At 58.4% G+C, this 21,896-nt stretch carries 15 protein-coding genes; 7 read left to right on the top strand and 8 right to left on the bottom strand.

The features are described from left to right. Positions 1 to 11 precede the first annotated feature (11 nt). From cobG to cobJ, 4 genes are read left to right on the top strand one after another with little or no spacing between them, the layout of a single operon-like run. On the top strand, positions 12 to 1,319 hold the full coding sequence (gene cobG, locus PFAS1_RS08115; RefSeq protein WP_076028802.1) for a precorrin-3B synthase: 1,308 nt from the start codon (positions 12 to 14) through the stop codon (positions 1,317 to 1,319). After that, positions 1,312 to 1,938 (top strand): precorrin-8X methylmutase, encoded by a 627-nt coding sequence (locus PFAS1_RS08110; RefSeq protein WP_046054534.1) that lies wholly within the window; start codon positions 1,312 to 1,314, stop codon positions 1,936 to 1,938. Before cobG ends, PFAS1_RS08110 begins: the two co-directional genes overlap by 8 nt. Further along, on the top strand, positions 1,938 to 2,669 hold the full coding sequence (locus PFAS1_RS08105) for a precorrin-2 C(20)-methyltransferase (RefSeq protein ID WP_074880464.1): 732 nt from the start codon (positions 1,938 to 1,940) through the stop codon (positions 2,667 to 2,669). The genes PFAS1_RS08110 and PFAS1_RS08105 overlap by 1 nt, the downstream gene beginning before the upstream one ends. Next, the gene (cobJ, locus tag PFAS1_RS08100) at positions 2,669 to 4,372 is read left to right on the top strand and encodes a precorrin-3B C(17)-methyltransferase (protein WP_076028801.1); all 1,704 of its coding nucleotides are present in this window, start codon (positions 2,669 to 2,671) and stop codon (positions 4,370 to 4,372) included. Before PFAS1_RS08105 ends, cobJ begins: the two co-directional genes overlap by 1 nt. Before the next feature lie 156 nt (positions 4,373 to 4,528). Here the strand turns inward: cobJ and PFAS1_RS29435 are convergent, their stop codons facing one another. Next, positions 4,529 to 4,825, bottom strand: coding sequence for a hypothetical protein (locus PFAS1_RS29435; RefSeq protein WP_156886704.1), 297 nt, complete (start codon positions 4,823 to 4,825; stop codon positions 4,529 to 4,531). Positions 4,826 to 4,878: 53 nt separating this feature from the next. Between PFAS1_RS29435 and PFAS1_RS29880 the strand changes: the two genes are divergently transcribed. After that, the gene (locus tag PFAS1_RS29880; protein WP_232252217.1) at positions 4,879 to 6,945 is read left to right on the top strand and encodes a TcdA/TcdB catalytic glycosyltransferase domain-containing protein; all 2,067 of its coding nucleotides are present in this window, start codon (positions 4,879 to 4,881) and stop codon (positions 6,943 to 6,945) included. Further along, on the top strand, positions 6,930 to 11,954 hold the full coding sequence (locus PFAS1_RS08095; protein WP_232252216.1) for a TcdA/TcdB pore-forming domain-containing protein: 5,025 nt from the start codon (positions 6,930 to 6,932) through the stop codon (positions 11,952 to 11,954). The genes PFAS1_RS29880 and PFAS1_RS08095 overlap by 16 nt, the downstream gene beginning before the upstream one ends. An 83-nt stretch (positions 11,955 to 12,037) precedes the next feature. On the opposite strand, the gene PFAS1_RS08090 is transcribed toward PFAS1_RS08095, so the two are convergent. Then, complete coding sequence (locus tag PFAS1_RS08090; protein WP_076028800.1) at positions 12,038 to 12,688, bottom strand: hypothetical protein; 651 nt, start codon at positions 12,686 to 12,688, stop codon at positions 12,038 to 12,040. A gap of 245 nt (positions 12,689 to 12,933) precedes the next feature. Here PFAS1_RS08090 and PFAS1_RS08085 point away from each other — a divergent pair, with 245 nt between their 5' ends. Continuing rightward, a complete protein-coding gene (locus PFAS1_RS08085) occupies positions 12,934 to 13,755 on the top strand; it encodes a hypothetical protein (RefSeq protein WP_076028799.1) in 822 nt (273 codons plus the stop codon). An 83-nt stretch (positions 13,756 to 13,838) separates the two neighbouring features. On the opposite strand, the gene PFAS1_RS08080 is transcribed toward PFAS1_RS08085, so the two are convergent. The 6 genes from PFAS1_RS08080 to dusB form a co-directional block, all read right to left on the bottom strand. Beyond that, complete coding sequence (locus PFAS1_RS08080; protein WP_007937197.1) at positions 13,839 to 14,435, bottom strand: MarC family protein; 597 nt, start codon at positions 14,433 to 14,435, stop codon at positions 13,839 to 13,841. 64 nt (positions 14,436 to 14,499) lie between these two features. After that, on the bottom strand, positions 14,500 to 17,277 hold the full coding sequence (locus PFAS1_RS08075; RefSeq protein ID WP_076028798.1) for a hybrid sensor histidine kinase/response regulator: 2,778 nt from the start codon (positions 17,275 to 17,277) through the stop codon (positions 14,500 to 14,502). Positions 17,278 to 17,376: 99 nt separating this feature from the next. Next, positions 17,377 to 18,672 carry a phosphoribosylamine--glycine ligase gene (purD, locus tag PFAS1_RS08070; protein WP_076028797.1) on the bottom strand — a complete coding sequence of 432 codons (1,296 nt, stop codon included), beginning with the start codon at positions 18,670 to 18,672 and terminating at the stop codon, positions 17,377 to 17,379. 153 nt (positions 18,673 to 18,825) lie between these two features. Continuing rightward, a complete protein-coding gene (gene purH, locus PFAS1_RS08065) occupies positions 18,826 to 20,433 on the bottom strand; it encodes a bifunctional phosphoribosylaminoimidazolecarboxamide formyltransferase/IMP cyclohydrolase (RefSeq protein WP_076028796.1) in 1,608 nt (535 codons plus the stop codon). A gap of 82 nt (positions 20,434 to 20,515) precedes the next feature. Then, positions 20,516 to 20,836, bottom strand: a complete 321-nt coding sequence (fis, locus tag PFAS1_RS08060) for a DNA-binding transcriptional regulator Fis (RefSeq protein WP_007907419.1) — start codon at positions 20,834 to 20,836, stop codon at positions 20,516 to 20,518. Further along, positions 20,833 to 21,843: a tRNA dihydrouridine synthase DusB gene (dusB, locus tag PFAS1_RS08055; protein WP_008153758.1), complete on the bottom strand. Its 1,011-nt coding sequence runs from the start codon at positions 21,841 to 21,843 to the stop codon at positions 20,833 to 20,835. The genes fis and dusB overlap by 4 nt, the downstream gene beginning before the upstream one ends. Between the last annotated feature and the right edge of the window lie 53 nt (positions 21,844 to 21,896).

The raw sequence follows: 21,896 nt of genomic DNA, 5'->3' as shown, positions 1-21,896 counted from the left end.
ACGAACGCCCGATGTCCACCGCTTTGCGCCCCTCGGCTTGCCCGGGGTTGCTGCGTATCGTCCCGGCGCTGGATGGCGGCATCTGTCGGATCAAATTGAACGGCGGCTCGATCAGCGCTGCCCAGGCTGAAGCGGTGGCCAGCGCGGCTGAACGGTTTGCCGGGGGCGTGATCGAGGCGACCAATCGGGCCAACCTGCAGATTCGCGGGATCGGTAGCGAACAGACAGCACTGATCGACAGCCTGCTCGCCGCTGGATTGGGGCCGCGTACCGCGGCGGGCGACGATGTACGCAATCTGATGCTCAGCCCGAGCGCCGGGATCGATCAGCAGATGCTGTTCGACACGCGTCCGCTGGCGGAACAGATCCTTGTCACCCTGCAAAGCCACGAACGTTTCCACGAGCTCAGCGCCAAGTTTGCCGTGCAACTCGATGGCGGCGAGGCGTTGGCGATGCTCGAACACCCGCATGATCTGTGGTTGTCTGCGGTTGAGCGAGAGGGCGAGTGGTTGCTGGTGTTCGGTTTCGCGGGTTGCCCCACGGACAGGCCCGCAGGCTCGGTGCCACTTGAGCAGGGGCATGCACTGGTCGTGGCGGTGCTGGAGTTGTTTCTTGAACTGGCGCGTCCTGATCAAACGCGGATGCGTCATTTGCTGGCCGACTACCCGTTAGCAGAGTTCCTTGCTCGCTTGGCCGAACGAGTGCCCTTGAAGTCGATCACCGATTGGCGGCGTTCGTTGAGCCCGGATGCTCTGCACATTGGCACTCATCTGCAACGTGAAGCGGAGCATGTCTACATCGGTGCCGTACCGCCTTTGGGGCGGCTCGATCCCGTCATGCTCAGAGGTGCGGCGCAATTGGCGCACGAGTTCGGCGACGCGAGCCTGCGTTTGACCCCATGGCAAAGCCTGTTGCTGCCCAATGTTCGAAAAGAACACGCGCCCGAAGTCATTCGGCGTCTGGAACAACTGGGCCTGCTGTGTGATGCCGATCAGCCGTTGTCACGGTTGATTGCCTGCACGGGTTCCGCTGGCTGCGGCAAAGGCCTGGCCGACACCAAGGGCGATGCCCGACAACTGGCGGCGCTGCTGCAACGTCACGGCCAAGCACTGAACGTGCACCTGTCCGGTTGTCAGCGTTCCTGTGCGGCCGCGCACATCGCGCCGGTCACGATGCTGGCGGTTTCCCCCCATCACTACGACCTCTATTTTCGCAATGCAGCGCAGCCGGGTTTCGGCGCGCTGCACGCACGCAACCTTACTATTGAAGCGGTCGCAGCCTTGCTCGACGACCGCTCACGGAGCCCCCTTGATGCTTGATTACATCCGCGACGGTCAGGAGATCTATCGCAACTCCTTCGCGATCATTCGTGCCGAGGCCAACCTCGAGCGCATTCCGGCCGACCTGGAAAAACTCGCGGTCCGTGTGATCCACGCCTGCGGCATGGTCGACGCCATCGACGGGCTGCAATTTTCCGAAGGCGCGGGCAAGGCCGGGCGTGATGCGCTGGCCGCCGGTGCGCCGATTCTGTGCGATGCGCGGATGGTCAGCGAAGGCGTGACCCGCACGCGTTTGCCTGCGAACAACCAAGTCATCTGCACCCTGCGTGATGAAAGCGTGCCAGAGCTTGCCCGTGAGTTGGGTAACACCCGCTCCGCCGCCGCGCTGGAGCTATGGCGCCCGCACCTGGAAGGCAGTGTGGTGGTAATCGGCAACGCGCCGACCGCGCTGTTTTATCTGTTGGAAATGCTCGACGCCGGCGCACCGAAACCGGCGCTGATCCTCGGCTTCCCGGTGGGCTTCGTCGGCGCCGCCGAATCCAAGGCAGCGCTCGCGGCAGACAGCCGTGGCGTGCCTTTCGTCATCATGCAAGGCCGGCTGGGCGGTAGCGCCATGGCCGCCGCCGCCGTCAATGCCCTCGCCACGGAGATCGAATGATGCAGCAACCTGGACGTTTGATCGGCCTGGGCGTTGGCCCCGGTGATCCAGAGCTGATTACCGTTAAAGCCCTGCGCCTGCTGCGTGAGTCGCCGGTGGTGGCGTACTTCGTCGCCAAGGGCAAGAAGGGCAACGCCTTCGGCATCATCGAGGCGCATTTGCAGGACGCGCAAACGTTGCTGCCGCTGGTGTACCCGGTGACTACCGAAGCATTGCCGGCGCCGCTGTCGTACGAACAAGTCATCAGCGATTTCTACGATGCGGCCGGCGAAGAACTGGCCGCGCACCTGGACGCTGGCCGTGACGTGGCGGTGATCTGCGAAGGCGATCCGTTCTTCTACGGCTCCTACATGTACCTGCACGATCGACTGGCCGAGCGTTACGAAGCGGAAGTCGTGCCGGGCGTTTGCTCGATGCTCGGCGGTGCCTCGGTACTGGGTGCGCCGCTGGTGTATCGCAATCAGAGTTTGTCGGTGCTGTCGGGTGTGTTGCCTGCCGAAGATCTCAAGCGTCGTCTGGCCGATGCCGATGCCGCGGTGATCATGAAGCTGGGGCGCAACTTTCCCAAGGTCCGTCAGGTGCTCGAAGAACTCGGACTGGCGGAGCGTGCGCTGTACGTCGAACGCGCGACCATGGCCAACCAGAAAATCGTCCCGCTGGATCAGGTCGAGCCGATGTCCTCGCCGTACTTCTCGCTGATCATTGTGCCCGGCGAACGGTGGCAAGGCTGATGGCCCGTCCAGTTCCGGCGATTGTCATTCTGGGCAATGGCAGCCTCGCGACTGCGCGCAAGATTGCGCAGCTTTACCCTGGCGCATTGATCCATGGTCTGGCCGAACGGGTGGAAGGCGCGGACCGCGTCTATCAAGAGTTCGGCGCCACCTTGCGTGAGCTCTATCAGCAAGACACGCCGATTATCGCCTTGTGTGCGGCCGGCATTGTGATTCGCACCCTGGCGCCGTTACTGCTGGAAAAGGGCGCCGAGCCGCCAGTGCTGGCCGTGGCCGAAGACGGCAGCGCCGTGGTGCCGCTGCTCGGTGGTCTTGGTGGCGTGAACGTCATGGCGCGCGAGATTGCTGCCGGTCTCGAGGTCGCTGCGGCGATCACCACCAGCGGTGAATTGCGCTTCGGCACCTGCCTGCTCAATCCTCCCAGCGGTTACGCCCTCGGCGATCTGGAACTGGGCAAGCGCTTCGTCTCGGATTTGCTCGCTGGCCAAAGCGTACGCGTCGAAGGGGCTGCGCCGTGGCTGGTGCAGGCGCAGCTGCCGCAAGATCCTCATGCGCAGTTGTCGATCCATGTCGGCCATTCCGAACGGGCACCGGCAGCCAATGAGTTGATGATTTATCCGCGCAATGTGTTGGTGGCAGTGAGCGACGAGGTCGCGGATCTGTCAGGCGCGATTCGCTCAGCCTTGCATCAAGCGAAAATCGCCGTGCAATCGGTGGCGTGCCTGTTGGCCAGCGATCTGCACATGGCCAATCCGACGCTGCGCGAAGCGGCACTGGAACTGGGTGTGCCGCTGCGGTTTGCGTCGGTCAGCGGTGGCGTTAGCGAGTTGTCCCGTCAAACCGTGCCGAACGCGACCATCGTGTCCGCGGATACCGGCATTGCCATCGCGGTGGCCACTGAGCCGCTGGACGCTACGCAGATCGGCCGGGCACGCGGTCGTTTGGCAGTCATCGGTCTGGGCCCTGGCGCCGCCGAACTGATGGTGCCAGCGGTCAAGGCTGAACTGGCCAGGGCCACCGATGTCCTCGGCTACGAAACCTACGTGCGCATGGCCGGGCCGTTCCGCGAAGACCAGGTGCTGCATTGCACTGACAACCGCGAAGAGATGCAGCGTGCCCGCCACGCCTTCGAGCTGGCGGCGCAAGGCCGTTCGGTGATTGTGGTTTCATCCGGTGACCCCGGCGTGTTCGCCATGGCGGCGGCAGTGCTTGAAGCGTTGCATGAGTCGAGCGAGCCGAGCTGGCACAGCGTCGACCTGGAAATCCTGCCGGGTGTCTCCGCTTCGCTGGCGACCGCTGCGCAGGCCGGTGCGCCGTTGGGCCATGACTTCTGCGTGATGTCGCTGTCGGACAACCTCAAGCCTTGGGCGATCATCGAAAAGCGCCTGGACCTGGCCGCCGAAGCCGATCTGGCGCTGGCGTTCTACAACCCGATCTCCCGTGCGCGACCGTGGCAACTGGGCCAGGCACTGGAAATCGTCGGCCGGCATCGCACACCGGAAACGGTGGTGGTGCTGGGGCGCGACATTGGTCGTCCTGGCCAGACGTTGCGGGTTACCACCCTCGGCGAACTGACCCCCGATCAGGTCGACATGCGCACCATGGTGCTGATCGGTTCGTCTACCACTTGCGTGTTCCCGCGTGCCGAGGGTGGTGAGTGGGTGTATACGCCGCGTTGGTACGGCATCAAGCCTGCCTCCTGAACACAGCGGCCCCGTGTGGGCCGCTTCTCACTTCATACATTCCCGTCTGCTGGTCGGCACTTTCCCTTTGGCGTTGATGCGTCGTTTATTTCACCAGTCGTTGTGGGATTCATGACTCTCGACACGAAGAATTAATACTGTTTCCTGTCGCTGCATTCATTCTTTTTTCAGTGTTTTTTTGCAGTCAAAAACTTCGGCGTGCGCAAAAGTCACAGGCATAGCCTGTTTGCTGATGGTTTCAGTTATTTTGCTTGTCCAGGCGCGATTATTTAAGTCGGTAATATAAGGATTTATTTTTTTCAAATTTGATTGTATTGAAATTAATTGAATTTCTTCGGGTTTGAAGTGTCCGTTTTTACGATTTAGCTTTATCTCATGTGAATTAGTTGCTTCACGTATTGATCTGTTCTCGTTCAAAAATACGAAAGAGCTGACGTTGTCGTCGAGCGGCATTTGCGCGGCTGGCTTTCAGAACTTAACTGCATGGATTGAAGTTGGAGAGTGTCTTGTCTAATAGTCATTTGGATGTTGCGTATGTCGGTGAATATGTAAAGTTTGCCAAACTTTTTAATCTTGAAGATCTTGAGCAGGCGTTGATTTCGCACAAAGGTACCGAGGAGTATGACGCCATCCTCAGGTATTACTCTGGCTGCATCGATTTACTCGATTCGCCCAGGATGCTGGAGCCGCTGGGCCTGTTGAAGCAGGCTTTGGCATCTTTGGTCGGGCCTGAGGGGCGACAACGACGAACGACTGAATTGCTTCCTCCCCAGAGCCCTGCCCCCGATGTGGCAGACATCTTCGAACGGCTCGAAGGTTTCGAGGCTCGTTTGTCGAACGGTGCGCAGCAGTTGCGAATGCCCAAAACCAACGTTCCTGACAATCTGCACTTTGTCTGGCTCGGCGGCGGTTTGGGCGATATCCAGCGCGACTACATCAATATCTGGAAACAGACCCTGGCAGGGCAGGGTTACACCCTCAAACTCTGGTATGACAGCGATGCATTGCTGGCGTACGAAACCAATCGGATTATTGTCGAGGCGGCCAAGGCTGACGCCATGCTTAATGGCGGGCAGGCCAGTAGCAACGCTTTTGAACTAGGCGATAAGTATGAAGAGCGGGTCATCGCTCTCAAGCAGCAAATGTTTGCGTACATTAATAAAGCGGTAGAGAGCGGTGGGGGCGCCGACAACGCCAGGATCGATCTGTTGGTGAGAGCCTATAGCCAAGATGAAGGACGGTTGAAAGCACTCAGGGAAACAAATCGCCAGAGTCTGTTGTCGTTGAAAGAGGGCGGTATTGTCCTTCGCGATCTCGCCACCGAGGCGACATCGTTGTACTTGCAGGACATCTACGCGCGAGAAATCAGCTTGCGTGGCAACTTTGCTGCCGCGTCCGATATTGTCCGCGCCGAGGCACTGTTCGCCGACGGTGGCAGTTATGCCGATGTCGACAACCTGCCTCCACTGTTGGAAACGTTGGGCGGGGTGGACATCAGTCGGTTTGAGCTGGATGCACGCCTGGGTGTTTTGCAGTTGATACTTGACCACAGTCCTGAGTGGATGCCGGGGCGGCAGTCTATACGCAGCAAGTACAAAAACTACTTCGAGCGAATTCCCCAGGAGCACCGTGAGGCGCTGGAGCGTTTTGCCAAGAGCAAGCCCGATCTCGCCAGTGTTTTCCGGCGCCCGGTTGAACGTCAGGTGCGACCGGATGGACTGCGTGCCGTCGTCGACCAAGGCGCGTTGAGTAACGCGTTCATGATGGCTCATTCCGGGTCAGCGATGCTCAAGGCCATACTTGACCGTTTCAGGCTGAACTATGAGGTGGTGGATGCCACCACTCGGTTAGTCACTGAAAGAAAGATTGCGCTTAACGACTTTGAGACTATCCATGACGTTGCCAATGAAGTGGTCGAGAAAAGGTTCGGGTCCTTGTTTGAATTATCACCGGAGGAGCGGTCAGCGGTCGGGGGGTTGGTCAGAGCTGCCTCTGATTACTACAGCGACGGGATCCGGCCACTGAGTGAAGTGACGATTCAACTGACCGGGCCTGCGGCGATGCGCATTGGTCTGACGGATTACGAGAAGATGCATTTCACCCCACGGGGCGCTGAAGCTTCGAGAGCTGAGGTCGCCATACCCGCTATCGCCACCGTCAACCGGGCGACCGAGGAAGAGCTGGATCACTCCTGGAAGGAGAACGAGAGTGACTTGGCTCAATGGCTGAATAGAGAAAAGCAGCATTGGCAGGCCGGGAAGTTCAAAACCCGCTATGCCGGCGATGTCGCACAACTGCTCAAGTACCAGAGCATCGATTTCGATGAAGGCTGGCCGGTGATCGAAGGTCGTCATGTGTTGATCACTGATCTGTTGCAGCAACTGGCCGATGATCTCGGTGAGCCATTTCGCAAGGCAATGAGTGAGTACCACACAGGGCGCGTGACGTTCGAAAAGCCGTTGTCCCTGAGTTTCGATGACCGGCAAGCAATCATTGCTCAGGATGGCAACAGCCTCCCCCGGCTCCCATCCCGGACGCGGCGACACAAAACCTGTCGGTGGATGAACTGCTGAGCCAGGTCCCCAAAGACCCGGTTCTCCTCTTGACACTAAACCCGCTGCAACGTCTGTTGCTCGGTGGATTATTGGGAGTCGATGCTCTGAATTACGAGCATTTTTCTGCCGCCAGTGCAACGCTTGAAAACCTTGCCAACTCGATGTCGGACTTGGGGATCATCCACCGTTACGGAGCCATTGAACGGGAGCTGTTCAAGCAAAGTCATCCGGCTTTCCTTGCCGGGTTGAAGGAGGCTTCCAATCCGTCCGTGGCCCTGTCGGAAACCAGTGTTGATCTCAAGAAGCAGGCGCTCGCACGCCCACTGACCCTGCTGGAGTGGGGACGCTCGGTCGCCAGAATTCAGCATGTGGCGAAACTCGAGTACCGCGACCGGGTCATCGAACGAACCGGTGAAGTGCTGGGGAGCTTCAAGGACAACACCTTCAAAATTGCGCCACAGGATTTGTTGCTCAAAGGTGCAGGCGACCGGGTTGCCGGGCGCTGTTACCCACTGGCGCTGGCTATGGCGGCGGCGCTCCACAAAAGCAACACGGCGGCAAATACCTTGAGGGCGCGCTTTTTTCTGACCGTCATCAATTCTGAGGACGCGGATTCAAAGGCATTTGTGAGCATGATCGAGGAGTTGCGTGACTCTCCTGTCAATGACATAGGCAAACCACTGATGCGCTCAGATCTCGCTCAGGTCGTAGCGATACTGGAAGAAAAAACAGCCAGCACGACCCTGATGCTCAATTCGGACAACCACTCGATGCTAGTGGCGAAAATCTTTGAAGGCGAACGCAGCAATTACCTGTTCTACGACCCGAATTTAGGGACCTACGAGATTGGTACGTCGTTGGCGTTCAGGGGCGCATTGACGGACTTTTTCCTGCGCAAGGAAATGGCCATGCATTACGCAGCCTTTGGCGATGCGCAACGGCCGACCTTTGATCTGATCGAGCTCGATGGTGAAAAACTGAACAAGATGGTACTTGCCTCCGGTATTGAGGTTTCAAGCCTGTCGGAGTCAGGTGCGCTGCCTGAGCAAACGGTGCCACGTGTAAGACAACGGCTGGCCAGTGCCCGGGGACGGTCGCTGGTCAACAATGCGGCGCTGGGCAGTTCATTGCTGGAACTGGACGCGCACTGGTGGGGTGGGCAGATCGCGCAGGCGACACGGCAGTTGCAGGAGCAACACGGGCTGGCGTCGGATTCTGTTGCGCTGTTCGAGACACTGGAGATAACCCCGACAGGGGAGTACGCAATCAGTCTGGTCAACACCGATTCCGGGCACACCGAGCGTGTCACCACCAGCGATCACCGGTTCCTGAGAATTAAAGAATTCCTCTCCGAAACCTTCCACTCATTGGCCGCACGCCCGCGTGCGTCGGTCAGCCCGCTTGATCCGACGGACGCCGGCAGCGTTCATACGCTCAATGCCGGGTTCACCGTACAAGCCCTGATGAATGCGCTGCGACATCACGAGGGCGCGGCCAACGGTAGTGACAAGGCCCTGACCACCGCCATTCGCCTGCATGCCTACGTCAACTATGCCCAGCTGGCCCATGGCAACATCGTGGATGTACTCGGCGTGGTGACGCTGGTGCGTCAGGCCCTGAACGATGAAAAGCTGATCGCCCGCACCAGCGCACCGTTGGTGCAAAAGGCCTTGGGGCATATCGCCAATGAAGGCGTCGGGACTGTGCTGGGGCTGGTGAATGTCGGGTTTGATATTTATCAGTTAAGCCACGCCACCAATGACATTGAGAGGGCGCAGTTCGGCACGCAGTTGGCCTTTGATTCCGCAAGTGCGGTGGTAGGTGTAGCCGGTCTGGGTGCGGCACTGGCTGGCGCGGGTACGGTGGCTGCGGTGCTGGGAGGGGGCGGGGTGATTCTTGGCGGGCTGGCGGTAGGCATTACGGCGCTGGCCGAAGGTTTTGCCACCATTGCCGAGGAAGCCAAGGAGGTCGCGCTGTTTTTTGATGGGCTGGAAAAGGCGTACTTGCAAGGCGGCTATCACCTGGACAAGGCCTCGAATGCCTGGATAGCGCATCCCTTGCTGGTGTTTGCCGGTCTGGATTTGCGCACATCCACCGTCCATTTCGACAGCCCGAAACTGTTCCCGCTTCGGGACCATTTCGGGGTTCCGGATTTCGAAGCGGATTACGAGCGCGCCACTGATATCCCCCAGGGGCTTGGGTTGCCGGGCTCGGCGCGTTTCTTCCCACAGGCAGGACAGACAATCGTTCTGCCCTGCACCCCCAAGACCTGGTATGCCTACGAATACAAGCTGCTGCCGTTTGTCACGTTTCGTCATGCCGGCGGTTACGACACCGCGCGTCGACTGGAAAAGAGGAACGAACAGGGGCAATGGCAGTTTCTGTTTTCGTTCTATTCGTTTCCCGGTGAATACGTGGTCAACCGGTTGAATCCGGTCTACAAGCCAACGGTATTCAATGTTCGTCTCGATAATGTCGAGCGTTCACTGGCAGTACCTGCGCTACCGAAAATGTGGCACGGGCTGGTGTCCTACCGGGTAGAAGGCGCAGGGGCTCAATGTTCCGTGCTGCTTAATCCCGGGGTTCGCCTTGAACTCGCCGCACCCGGTCAGATTGCGATGCAATGGGTGCTGCTGACGCCATGGCTGGTGGAGGCAGATATCCGGATAGAGGCCGGGGGCCGCCTTGTCTCGGGGACATTGGATGTGACCTTCAGTGGCAGTGGCGTTCACCATGTATTGCTCAAGCTTGCGGATAACAAAATCCTGCGCGTGGATCTTGCCGCCCTGCGGCTGGAGGTGGTCGAAGAAGTGGCCGATCCGGCGCTTGGTGAGCAAGCGTTGCTGGATCACTTCAAGTCATTGGCCAGTGAACATCGCCTGGCCATGCCATATACCCCGGTTCACAACTTTGTGGTGCCCTATGAAAAACCGGACGAACCCAGGACAGTAGTCGCGTATTACGACTCGGCTCAGGATCGTTTTCTGTACATCCGCGATCCGCAGGTGCTGATGTCCGATGAGGTGGTATTGGGTGCAGTGTTGGAGGGTTCGGCTTACTTCTATCATCCCGATGATTTCTATGTCTGGCAGGTCAATGCGATCACCGGGACGCTGGTTCAGCGCTATCGATTGCTTTACAGAACTGGCGTGGCGATTGTCCGCTTTGAGGCCGTGACCAATGGCGGCATTCAGATCGTGCAGCAGCTCGCGGGAAAGGACGACCTGCACGATGAACTGACCTATGTGATCCATGACCGGAGCGTGTTGCTCAGTTCGATCACCCGCGGTCAGGATCCTGCACTTCAGTCGCTTTTAGAGGCTGACACGCTGACGGACTGGAAGCACGTACTGGGCGACTATCACTTGCCGCTGGAGTCCACCAATACGGTGAACTGGCGTCCCGCTGCACTGGTTTCGATTTGTTGGCAGATTGATGCCGAGTTGCGGGACCTGGTCTGGGTGCGCAGCGGTGATGGTTTGATTATTCGTGCACCTGCCAGGCGTCACCGTGCGCGAGGATGGGCAGACTCGATCAAGGCCTTGAGTGATCTTGTGCTTATTGCTCCCGCCGGTGCCGAGGGCGAAGTGTTCGTTACCTACGACAAGCTTCACCAACGCCTCATGTGCCAGCGAAGGTTGATGGTGGATGGTCGTGCACAATGGTCGTCCAGCAACATCTCCCCCCCTGGGCTGAAAAATGTTGTCGCCGTTGAGTGGGACTATCTCGTCCTGACCGACGCGGGTCTGTTCTTTGACATTACGCCGCACGGGAACCTGAAGTTTGGCGGGCTTACCGAGCATTGGCTCAAGGACAAAACCCAATGGTGGTTGGCGCTGGCAACGGTTGCGTTGCAATACCCGGTGCCGAGTTTTGCCATCCTGGGTTTGACCGGTTTCAACGGCGATGCCTTGTGCGCCTGGCACCTGGATGGTCGGCTGCTGCTCGCTGAAATGGGGCACGGCAAAGAAGTCCGGTTGCTGAGTATTACTCCAGACAATCAAGCCACCTGGCTGTTCGATCTATCAACCGGGAAGGTTGTCCGTCAGGGTTTTATCGATCCAGGGCACTTGAGCACAGCATTTGCCCAGGGAACGAAACTGTTAATACCTGCGGCATTGCCAGCCGCGACGCAGGAATGGGCGAACTGGACGTTTAGCGACGTAACAGTAGAAGGCGCCGGTTTGAGGGCCACGACGCTTGAAGGTGTGGAGGTGGATTTACAGTACAACGAACCGGCACGGATTACGGGCGTTGACAGCCATTGGGTCGCGGCGCTGGACGGTGAGTTGAGCGAGGGGTTGGCGGCGCTGGCGAATGAACATCGATGCGCCGATTTTCTGTCCGTCGATGATCCTGACTACCAACAATGGTACGTGGTCCGGACCGGGCGGTTGATCCGCATTCCGAAGACCGCTGTCACTGCGCAATTCACACTCGTCGGCACCCAGCATCAAACCAACGTGATGCTGCATGACTCCAGGGATGGTTTTTTGCACACCTATCCGCAAAACAACAGGGCCGGGCCGCTCGACTATGTCCAGCGCAACGCCGAAGTACTGGTGGTCGAAGGGCCAAAGACAGGCAGCGACCTGCTGCCGCTGATTGCCGATGATGTCAGCATTCTGGTGCTCAAAATGGGTCTAGGTTCAACGACCTGTCGGCTTACCAGAGCCGTGTGGTTGAAACTTCAATCAGTCATTGTCGATTGCCGCCCTTCGCTCGACCACTCGCCCTCGGTTCCGGGAAATCTGATCTGGGATATCGTGGTTGTGGATCAGTTGTGGGCGAGCCGGGTCGATGAGCACTTGGTGATTGTGGATGCCGACAGCGGACACAGTTTGATCTTTCGCGACGTGTTCTCGACGGATGTCGTTTTGCAACGGAACGTATTTCTGACGATGAGCGGTGATCAGTCCTTCGCGGTGTCAGCACTGGTGAGTGCCCTGGTCAGGAATGGCAGCACGAGCAGTGTGTTACTCAAAGACATTTTGCCCACCGCAATAGTTGAAACGATAGAAGGTTGAGTTCTGACAGCCACTGACACATTGAACCTGTTCGATGGGGCAGTGGCTGTCGGTTTTTGGGTTTTCTATGTGTGCGAGGCGGTTTATGGATTTACCTTCCTCAAGGCAAATCGCTTCATGACTTGTTCACGGAGCTTGGTCTCCATAAGCGGTCTTTTTGTGTCGAGTATGGCTCTGTTCAATTTGAGAAAGGCACTCTGTTGAACGAGATTCGCCGATTGCTTTTCCCAGGACCAAAACAAGAAGCCGTTCTTTGTTTCATTGGCAACCAACTCGAGGTTGAAAACGGCTATATGGAGATTTCTACTTGAGTCATAACGCGCAGGAAGCACTTGGAATCGACGCCCTTTAAGGCTCTCGTCGTCCAATGAGCGCACGGCGTCAGTGTCTGGTCGCAAGGCGTCGAGGGTGTCAATCATGGCATTTGCTTGCTTTGAGTCGTTCAGGGCTTGCGCTTTGCGCACCAGAAAATCGGCAACGCTGCCAGAAAAATCAAAACGTATTCGTGTCGTAATGGCACCTTCATGGAGCGACCAGCCGAGAAACATGAGAGTGCGAACATATTCATCCAGCCAGTATTGTGAGTTGGCAAAGCGATTATGGACGAGGTCGGCAGACCGTGTGGCAATGTGCGTACAATCGGTTAAGTCGTCAAAGTCTTGCAGAGTAAGTTCACCGATTCTTGAAATCAGATTGGGGCCTGTCACCATGCCGGATGGTAGTGTATTGCTCATAAGTAATACCTGATAAAAGAAATAATAGTTCCTGATGAGGGTATTGCACGGCTGTGCAATGTTCGCAGCTTACAATGGCGAGTGTCAGTGCAGGCGTTATATATGTGTGAAGTTTTCTCTCGGGCGTGGCGTCGTGCTTGTACATATATGGAAATTGATTGTGGTTTGTTTGTCTGTATGGAGTGCGTTAGATTCGTCTGGCCCTTATCAGGGTGCTTATTAATTTATTAGATGGAATATTGGATATGGATGTTATTGAAAGTGCTATTAATGTCGAAAAATGTACTGCTTTAGTTAAGGCGCGTATTAGTCGGCGGCTGTCTGAGCAGCCTGTAATTCGTATGCGGTCTTTTTTGGCAGCAGACGCTTCGAGCCCGACCAAAGAGCTGGATGCGGTCGTGCTGGCCAATACGCTGGTGGGGTATGGCGAAAATATTACGCTTGAAAATATGGCGATCATTGAGAACCTGATCAAGTTTTCGAAGCTGGAGGCAAGTTACGAAGTTCCAGAAGACGACCCTAAAGCGTGGTATCTCGCTTTCCTGGCATGCATGGATGAAGCGGGGTGTTTCGTGGCGGATGCCGGCTACACCGTTTATCAGAAGAGTTCCCATCAATTGACCATGGATAACATCGTTACCGACATCGTCAAGGCCGGTATGGATGCAGCGAAAGCTGCGATTCCGGGGGCTGCCGTACTCAGCGCAGTTGCCAACTCGACATTGGATGCCGTGAAGCAGGAACCGGAAGCGATCAATTTGTTCAATCGCGAAGTTACAGGCAGTAAAGGTGTCAGGCTGGCGGTGATGCCATGTGATCAATTGACCAATGGCATTATCGTAACTTCGTTGGTGTCGATCGACAGCGTGGGCGGTAGTAACGAAACCACACCTCTCTTTTTTGATTGGAGAACTTCGCATCTCGATATCTTTCGTGGCATTTCTTTTATTACCTTTAACCCAATTCGTTATGCTGAACTGAAGAATGAGCTGGAAGCGTACTTGGGTCAGTATTACAAGCCGCTGCTGCAGAAACGCTTCAATCGCCGCAGAAATGCTCCGAAGTAAGTAATCTATTGAGTCACCGTGCGGACCCGTATACCGGCTGGTGTGGCAGGGGAACGGCCTGGAAGGCCGTCCCCTAAGCCGATTCAGGGAACCAGATAGCCCTTCACCCCGGTAAAGATGATCTGCGCCGCCAATGCGCAGACGAACAACCCCATCAACCGGCTGACGATCTGCAACCCCTGGTCACCGAGAATGCGCTCGATGCGATTGGACAGGTAAAGCACCACGCCGACCGTAAAACTGGCCAGGGCAATACTGAGAATGGCCGTGAGTTTGTCGTCCCAATGAGGCTGACTCACGCCCATCACCAGCAAGGCGCCGATGGTGCCAGGGCCGACTGTCAGGGGAATGGTCAGCGGGACGATGGTCACGTCCTGCTGCACGTTGTCGGTTTGCACCGCCGACTTGCCCTGGGCCATGCCCAGCGCCGAGATAAACAACACACTGCCGGCGCCGATGCGGAACGCGTCCACGGTGATGCCGAATACACTGAAAATCACTCGCCCGAACAGGTACAGCAAGACGCTGGAGACCAGTGTGGCTGTCGCCACTTTCCAGGCCAGACGGCGTTGTTCCTTGCGCGAATAACCGCGGGTCAGACTGATGAAACAGGACAACACGAAGAACGGGCTGTAGAGCACCAGCATCTTCAGGTAAACGCTGAACAACACGTGGAGCATGGTGCAAGCTCACTGGTGAGGGAAGTCGAGGGGGAGTCTATCAGGCGCTGCGGGGTCTGTCGGCTCAGGACGTCTGAGCCGCTGCCCGGATCTGCTGATCACGCTGAGCCACCCAGTGCTCGATCAGTTCCCGCAGTTGCGACAACTCCACCGGTTTGGCCATGTGCCCGTCCATGCCGGCCTGGCGCGCGCGCTCTTTGTGTTCGGCAAGAATGTGCGCCGTCAAAGCCACCACCGGCGTGCGAATCCGCTGATTGCCGACTTCCCAGGCACGCAGTTGCTGGGTGGCGGAGAAGCCGTCGAGGATTGGCATTTCACAGTCCATCAGCACCAGGTCATAGCGCTGGGCCTTCATCGCCGTCAGCGCTTCTTCGCCATTGCTGGCGGTGTCCGGTTGCAGGTTGAGCTTGCCCAGCATGCCGCGAATCACTTTGGTCGAGATGCTGTTGTCTTCGGCCACCAGAATGCGGAAATCGCTTGGCACCTTGACCGGCAAGGTTGGGCCGGTGGGCAGGTGCGGCGAGATGGAGAGGCCCTTGTTTCGCTGGTTCAGCTCGTCGGCCAATGTCGTCTTGAGGGTGTAACCGGCCACCGGTTTGGCGAGGATGCGCTTGATCCCCGAGTTGCGCGCGATGATCTTGCTCGGCGCATTGCTGATGCCGGTGAGCATGATCAGCAGGATGTCGTGGTTCAGGCTCGGATCTTCCTTGATCTTGGCCGCCAGTTGCATGCCGGTCATGCCGGGCATGTTCTGGTCCAGCAGGACCACGTCGAAGTAATCACGCAAGTGAGCCTTGGTCCGCAGCAGCGCCAGCGCTTCCTTGCCGGACGCTACGGAGCTGACATTAAGGCCCCAGGCGGTGCACTGTTGCATCAGCACTTTGCGACATGTGTCGTTATCGTCGACCACCAACACCCGTGCACCCTGCAAGGGGCCATCAAGGTCGGACGTCGGGTGTTCCAGGCGGTCGGGGTCCAGCGGCAGGGTCAGCCACAAGGTGCTGCCCTGATTGGCGCCGCTCTTGATCCCGAACTCACCGTGCATCAAGCGAATCAGCTGACGGGCGATCACCAGCCCCAGGTTGCCTCCCAAGCGGGTGGCCGAAAGGAAGTGCTTGCTGTGCAGTTCGGCGTGCATCAATGCATCGCGCTCTTCGGCGTCCATCGGCTCCCCGCTGTCCTGCACGGCAATGCGCAAGCGCGGTTTGGCACTGCGCTCATCGAGCGCGACAACGATCAGGATTTCGCCTTCGTCGGTTTTCTTCAGGGCGTTTTCCAGCAGGCTCAGCAGGGTCTGGCGCAGGCGCGTCGGATCACCGCTGATGACGCGTGGCACTTGCGGCTGGATAAAACTGATCAACTCGACGTTCTGCTGTTCGGCCTTGGCGCGAAAGATGCTCAGGCAGTCTTCGATCAGCGCGTTGAGGTCGAACTGCACATCGTCCAGTTCGATCTGCCCGGATTCGAGCTTGGAGATGTCGAGAATCTCGTTGATCAGTGTCAGCAGTTCGTTGCCGGCACTGTGGATGGTCTGTACATAGTCGCGCTGCTTGACCGAGAGCGGCGTGCCCAACAGCAGTTCGGTCATGCCCAGCACGCCATTCATCGGGGTGCGGATTTCGTGGCTGATTTTTGCCAGGAATTCGGCTTTGGCGTTGATCTCGGCGTTGCTGGCGGCCAGGTCGCGGCTGACGCTGAACCGGGCTTCGGTAATGCTGCGCTGACGTTCGCTCAAGGCAATGCTCATCAATATGCCGCTGATGCAGATCAACCCCAGCAGCGTCATGATCAAGCCCTGCGGGGCGATCAGGGTTAATCCCAGCAGTGCCGGCAACATGATCAGAGTGCCAATGTTGAACACCACCATCGCCGCGACGAACAGGCGCGCCGGGCGATAACCTTTTTGCCAGTGATAGGCGCTGACGAACAACATGCTCAGGCCTGCCAGGGCGACCAGGGCGTAGGTCATGATGTTCAGCGGCAGCGTGTTGACGAATAACAGCAGCAAGCTGCAGACCACGATGAACAGAATGTCCCCCATCAGCAGCTTGTTCAGTGGGTGCGGGCCGAGTGGGGCGAAGAAGCGATAGGCGAACATCAGGCCGCACGGCGCCGTCAGCAGCAAGGCGAAGTAGGCGCCGGGTGTTTGCACCGCATGCCAGTTCGGCAGCCAGGGCCCTGCCAGATTCAGCAACAGCAACAGGCTGAGCATCAACAATGCTTCACATCCCGCCAGCCAGAAACTGCTGCGTGAGCGGGTATAGGCGTAGCGGACGAGGCTGTACAGGATCAACATCCCGAGGCAACCGAACAACACTCCGAAGATCAGCGTCTGATTCTGGTTGGCTGCGGTCATGACCGCCGACTGCAGGGTGATGTGAGGCCTCAACTGATTGTCGGAGACCAGTCGCAGGTAAACATCGAGAGGTTTTTCGTTTTGCGGCAGCGGCAACATGAAGTCGCTGCTGGGCAGTGGCCGTTCAGCCTGGGGCTGGCGGGTGCCGGTGTTCTGTTGCTCGATCAGCGTGTCGCCGTCCAGCACATACAGATTGAGGTGCGACAGGTCGGGCGCGAATACCCGCAGCAATTGCTCATGCTTGCCGGGAGCGAGCTTGAAGCGCAGCCATAATGCACCATCAGGCTCGGCGGCGGTGAGGCGGTCGAGTTCAATGGGGCTGAATTGATTGGTGTAGCGAGCGGAACGGATGTCGCTGAGCTGCAGGTCACCCTGTTCGTCGAGCAATACCGCCCAGCCACTGCCTTGCGCGGCCTGGGCCGGGAGCATGCAGAGCAAGGTCAGCAGAGTGACGGTGAATCCTATGGCGATCCTGAGCCAGCGCACGGCGAAATCCCTTCGTAGGTTAATGCCAAAGTATAACTATGCGCGGCGCCGGAATAGTCAGGCAAGGGCCGCAAGCCCTTGCCTGGCCGGATGGATGGCTTATTCCTGACTCTCGCCACGCTCGCGGGCAATGGCGCGATAGCCAATGTCCTTACGGTAGAAGCAGCCTTCCCAGTCGATTTTAGCCGCCAGTTTGTAAGCCTGCTGCTGGGCTGCATCGACGCTGGTGCCCATGGCGGTTGCGCATAGCACCCGACCACCGGCGGTCACTACTTGACCGTCCTTGAGCGCAGTACCGGCATGGAAGACTTTGCCTTCCAGTGTCGCGGCTGCATCCAGGCCGTTGATGGCAACGCCTTTGGCGTAGTCACCCGGGTAACCGCCAGCGGCCAATACAATACCGACGCTCGGACGTGGATCCCATTGTGCTTCGACCTTGTCCAGGGCTTGTGCCAGCGCCGCTTCGACCAGCAACACCAGGCTCGACTGCAAACGCAGCATCACCGGTTGGGTCTCAGGGTCGCCGAAACGGCAGTTGAATTCGATGACTTTTGGGTTACCAGCCTTGTCGATCATCAGACCGGCGTAGAGGAAGCCCGTGTAAACATTGCCTTCCTCGGCCATGCCGCGCACGGTCGGCCAGATCACCAGGTCCATGACGCGCTGGTGCACGTCAGCGGTCACGACCGGGGCGGGGGAGTAGGCACCCATGCCGCCAGTGTTCGGACCTGTGTCACCGTCGCCGACGCGTTTGTGGTCCTGGCTGGTGGCCATCGGCAATACGTTCTTGCCGTCGACCATGACAATGAAGCTGGCTTCTTCGCCGTCCAGGAACTCTTCGATCACCACGCGCGAACCGGCATCGCCGAATGCGTTGCCCGCGAGCATGTCGCGTACGGCGTCTTCGGCTTCGGTCAGCGTCATGGCAACGATCACGCCTTTACCGGCGGCCAGGCCATCGGCCTTGATCACGATCGGTGCGCCTTTTTCACGCAGATAAGCCAGGGCAGGCTCGATCTCGGTGAAGTTCTGGTAGTCGGCGGTCGGAATCTTGTGGCGCGCCAGGAAATCCTTGGTGAAGGCTTTCGAACCTTCCAGCTGGGCAGCACCAGCGGTTGGACCGAAGCAATCCAGGCCGCGGGCGCGGAACAGATCGACGACACCAGCGACCAGCGGCACTTCCGGACCGACGATGGTCAGGGAAACGTTTTTCTCGGCGAAGTCTGCAAGCTGTTCAAGGGCCAGCACGTCGATTGCGACGTTCTCGCACTTGGCTTCAATGGCGGTGCCGGCGTTGCCCGGGGCAACAAAAACCTTCTGCACGCGCGGATCCTGAGCTACTTTCCAGGCCAGGGCGTGTTCACGGCCACCGCTGCCAATGATCAAAACATTCATTTCAAAAACCTCGGATGACGCTAATTCTGTTGAGCGCCGCGGAGGCGCTTTTCTGTGGGAGCTGGCCTGCCGGCGATGCAGACAACTCGGTTTATCAGCTAAACCGAGGGGATGCTATCGCTGGCAGGCCAGCTCCCACAGTTGATCGTGTAGTTAGTGACGGAAGTGGCGCATGCCGGTGAAGACCATGGCGATGCCGGCTTCATCAGCAGCGGCAATCACTTCCGCATCACGCATCGAGCCGCCCGGCTGGATCACCGCTGTGATACCGACCTTGGCTGCGTTGTCCAGGCCGTCGCGGAATGGGAAGAACGCGTCGGAGGCCATCACCGAACCTGCCACCTGCAAACCAGCGTGTTCAGCCTTGATCGCAGCAATCCGCGCGGAGTTCACGCGGCTCATCTGGCCAGCGCCGACACCGATGGTCTGGCGATTCTTGGCGTAGACGATGGCGTTGGACTTAACGTATTTGGCGACTTTCCAGGCGAAGATCAGGTCATGGATCTCTTGCTCGGTCGGGGCGCGTTTGGTCACGACTTTCAGGTCGTCGGCCCCGATCATGCCGATGTCGCGGCTCTGTACCAGCAGGCCACCGTTGACGCGTTTGTAGTCCCAAGCAGCCGCGCGATCAGCCGACCACTCGCCGCAGGCCAGCAGGCGCACGTTGGCTTTGGCCGCCACGATGGCGCGAGCTTCTTCACTGACGGACGGGGCAATGATCACTTCGACGAACTGACGCTCGACGATGGCCTTGGCGGTTTCAGCATCCAGTTCGCGGTTGAAGGCGATGATGCCGCCGAACGCCGATTCGGTGTCGGTGGCGTAGGCCAGTTCGTAAGCCTGGCGGATACCGCCTTCCGCATCCGGGCTCACGGCCACGCCGCACGGGTTGGCGTGCTTGACGATCACGCAGGCCGGTTTGACGAAGCTCTTCACGCATTCCAGCGCGGCATCGGTGTCGGCCACGTTGTTGTACGACAGCTCTTTGCCTTGCAGTTGGGTGGCGGTGGCAATACCGACTTCGGCCGGTTTGGCTTCAACGTAGAACGCCGCGCTCTGGTGCGGGTTCTCGCCGTAGCGCATTTCCTGGGCCTTGACGAACTGGCTGTTGAAGGTGCGTGGGAACTCGCTGCGACCGGAGGTCGAGAGCGTTTCAGCAGCCTGGTTCACGGTGCCCATGTAGTTGGCGATCATGCCGTCGTAGGCGGCAGTGTGTTCGAAGGCCTTGAGCATCAGGTCGAAACGCTGAGCGTAGGTCAGGCCGCCGGCCTTGAGGCTTTCCAGGACATTGGCGTAGTCGCTGGCATTCACCACGATGGCCACGTCTTTGTGGTTTTTGGCAGCCGAACGGACCATGGTCGGGCCGCCGATGTCGATGTTCTCGATTGCGGTCGGCAGGTCGCAGCCTGGTTTGTTGATGGTGGCTTCGAACGGGTACAGGTTGACCGCTACCAGATCGATCGGCTTGATGCCGTGTTCGTTCATGATGGCGTCGTCGATCCCGCGACGACCGAGGATCCCGCCGTGGATTTTCGGGTGCAAGGTTTTTACCCGACCGTCCATCATTTCTGCGAAACCGGTGTAATCCGCGACTTCCACTGCGGCAACACCGTTGTCGCGCAGCAGCTTGAACGTTCCGCCGGTGGAGAGGATCTCGACGCCCAGGGCTTCGAGCTCTTTGGCGAATTCGAGGATCCCGGTCTTGTCGGAAACGCTGATCAAGGCGCGGCGGATCGGCAGGCGGGTAGTCTGGTCGGTCATTTCAATTTCCATCAAAAGCAAGGGAAGTCAGCAAAAAAGGCGACCGTTTTTACGCGGGCGCCTTTCTGGTTTGATTGAATGCTTACAGCAAATCGTACTGCTTGAGTTTCTTGCGCAGCGTGCCTCGGTTCAGTCCGAGCAGCTCACTGGCCTTGGTCTGGTTGCCCTTGACGTAGTTCATCACGCACTCGAGCAGGGGAGCCTCGACTTCGGAAAGCACCAGGTTGTACACATCCGTGACGGCAGCGCCCTCAAGGTGGGCGAAATAATTGTGCAGCGCCTTCTCGACACTCCCGCGAAGGGTCTGACCTTCTTCGCTCGGCGTATTGAGGTGCTGTTTCAAATTCACGTTGTCGCTCACGGGTGTTGTTCCACTCACTAAAGTCTCGGTCATCATCGTCATGCGGCCACCTCGTCTCCGTCCCCTGTCAGGCTCTTGTAACGTTCGGCGAAGAAGCCCTGAACGTTGGCGCACTGTGCTTCCGTATCTTCCAAACGATTGAAGTGGGCGCGAAACTCCCTGGCGCCCGGCAAGGTTGCGAGATACCAGCCCACATGCTTTCGAGCAATGCGTACGCCCATGACGTCTCCATAGAAGACGTGCAGCGCGGCCAGATGCTCAAGCAGAATGCGTTCCACCTCGATCAGCTCCAGTGCCGGGAGTTTCTCCCCGGTACGCAGAAAATGATCGATCTCACGAAAAATCCACGGCCGCCCCTGGGCAGCCCGGCCTACCAGCAGGCCATCGGCACCGGTCGCATCGAGCACGTACCGGGCCTTCTCGGGCGAATCGATATCGCCATTGGCAAACACCGGAATCGACACGGCCTGCTTGATCGCGGCGATGGTGTCGTACTCGGCTTCGCCGGTGTAAAGATCGGCACGGGTGCGGCCATGAACCGCCAACGCCGTAATGCCTGCCTGCTCGGCGATCTTCGCCACGGTCAGGCCGTTCTTGTTGTCCCGGTCCCAGCCGGTGCGGATCTTCAGGGTGACCGGCACATCAACCGCGGCCACTACGGCCTGCAGGATCTCGGTCACCAGTGCTTCATCCTTCAACAGCGCGGACCCGGCGGCCTTGTTGCAGACCTTTTTCGCCGGACAGCCCATGTTGATATCAATAATCTGTGCGCCAAGCTCTACGTTGGCCCGGGCCGCATCCGCCAGCATCTGTGCATCACCACCGGCGATCTGTACCGAGCGGGGCTCGGGATCACCTTCGTGAATCATGCGCATCCGCGATTTGCGGGTGTTCCACAAGCTCATGTCGCTGGTGACCATTTCCGAGACTACAAGTCCTGCGCCCAGTCGCTTGCACAGCTGACGAAAGGGTTGGTCTGTGACCCCCGCCATCGGGGCGAGAATCAAGCCGTTATGCAATGTGTAAGGACCGATGCGTACCGCCGACATAGGACTTCCCTGTTGTGGGGTCGGATCATGAGAGTTCGAAAAAGGGTTGGCAT

The organism is Pseudomonas frederiksbergensis (assembly GCF_001952935.1).
Classification (GTDB): Bacteria; Pseudomonadota; Gammaproteobacteria; order Pseudomonadales; family Pseudomonadaceae; genus Aquipseudomonas; species Aquipseudomonas frederiksbergensis.
The sequence above is the reverse complement of the archived record's forward strand: the minus strand, read 5'-3'. Positions and strand labels throughout refer to the sequence as shown.

Bases quoted from the DNA above. Each gene is read 5' to 3' on its own strand.
- PFAS1_RS08105 (WP_074880464.1), top strand. From the start codon at position 1,938: ATGCAGCAACCTGGACGTTTGATCGGCCTGGGCGTTGGCCCCGGTGAT.
- PFAS1_RS08085 (WP_076028799.1), top strand. From the start codon at position 12,934: ATGGATGTTATTGAAAGTGCTATTAATGTCGAAAAATGTACTGCTTTA.
- PFAS1_RS08080 (WP_007937197.1), bottom strand. From the start codon at position 14,435: ATGCTCCACGTGTTGTTCAGCGTTTACCTGAAGATGCTGGTGCTCTAC.
- purD (WP_076028797.1), bottom strand. From the start codon at position 18,672: ATGAATGTTTTGATCATTGGCAGCGGTGGCCGTGAACACGCCCTGGCC.
- PFAS1_RS29435 (WP_156886704.1), bottom strand. From the start codon at position 4,825: ATGCCGCTCGACGACAACGTCAGCTCTTTCGTATTTTTGAACGAGAAC.
- cobG (WP_076028802.1), top strand. From the start codon at position 12: ATGTCCACCGCTTTGCGCCCCTCGGCTTGCCCGGGGTTGCTGCGTATC.
- cobJ (WP_076028801.1), top strand. From the start codon at position 2,669: ATGGCCCGTCCAGTTCCGGCGATTGTCATTCTGGGCAATGGCAGCCTC.
- purH (WP_076028796.1), bottom strand. From the start codon at position 20,433: ATGACCGACCAGACTACCCGCCTGCCGATCCGCCGCGCCTTGATCAGC.
- dusB (WP_008153758.1), bottom strand. From the start codon at position 21,843: ATGTCGGCGGTACGCATCGGTCCTTACACATTGCATAACGGCTTGATT.
- fis (WP_007907419.1), bottom strand. From the start codon at position 20,836: ATGACGATGATGACCGAGACTTTAGTGAGTGGAACAACACCCGTGAGC.
- PFAS1_RS08110 (WP_046054534.1), top strand. From the start codon at position 1,312: ATGCTTGATTACATCCGCGACGGTCAGGAGATCTATCGCAACTCCTTC.
- PFAS1_RS08090 (WP_076028800.1), bottom strand. From the start codon at position 12,688: ATGAGCAATACACTACCATCCGGCATGGTGACAGGCCCCAATCTGATT.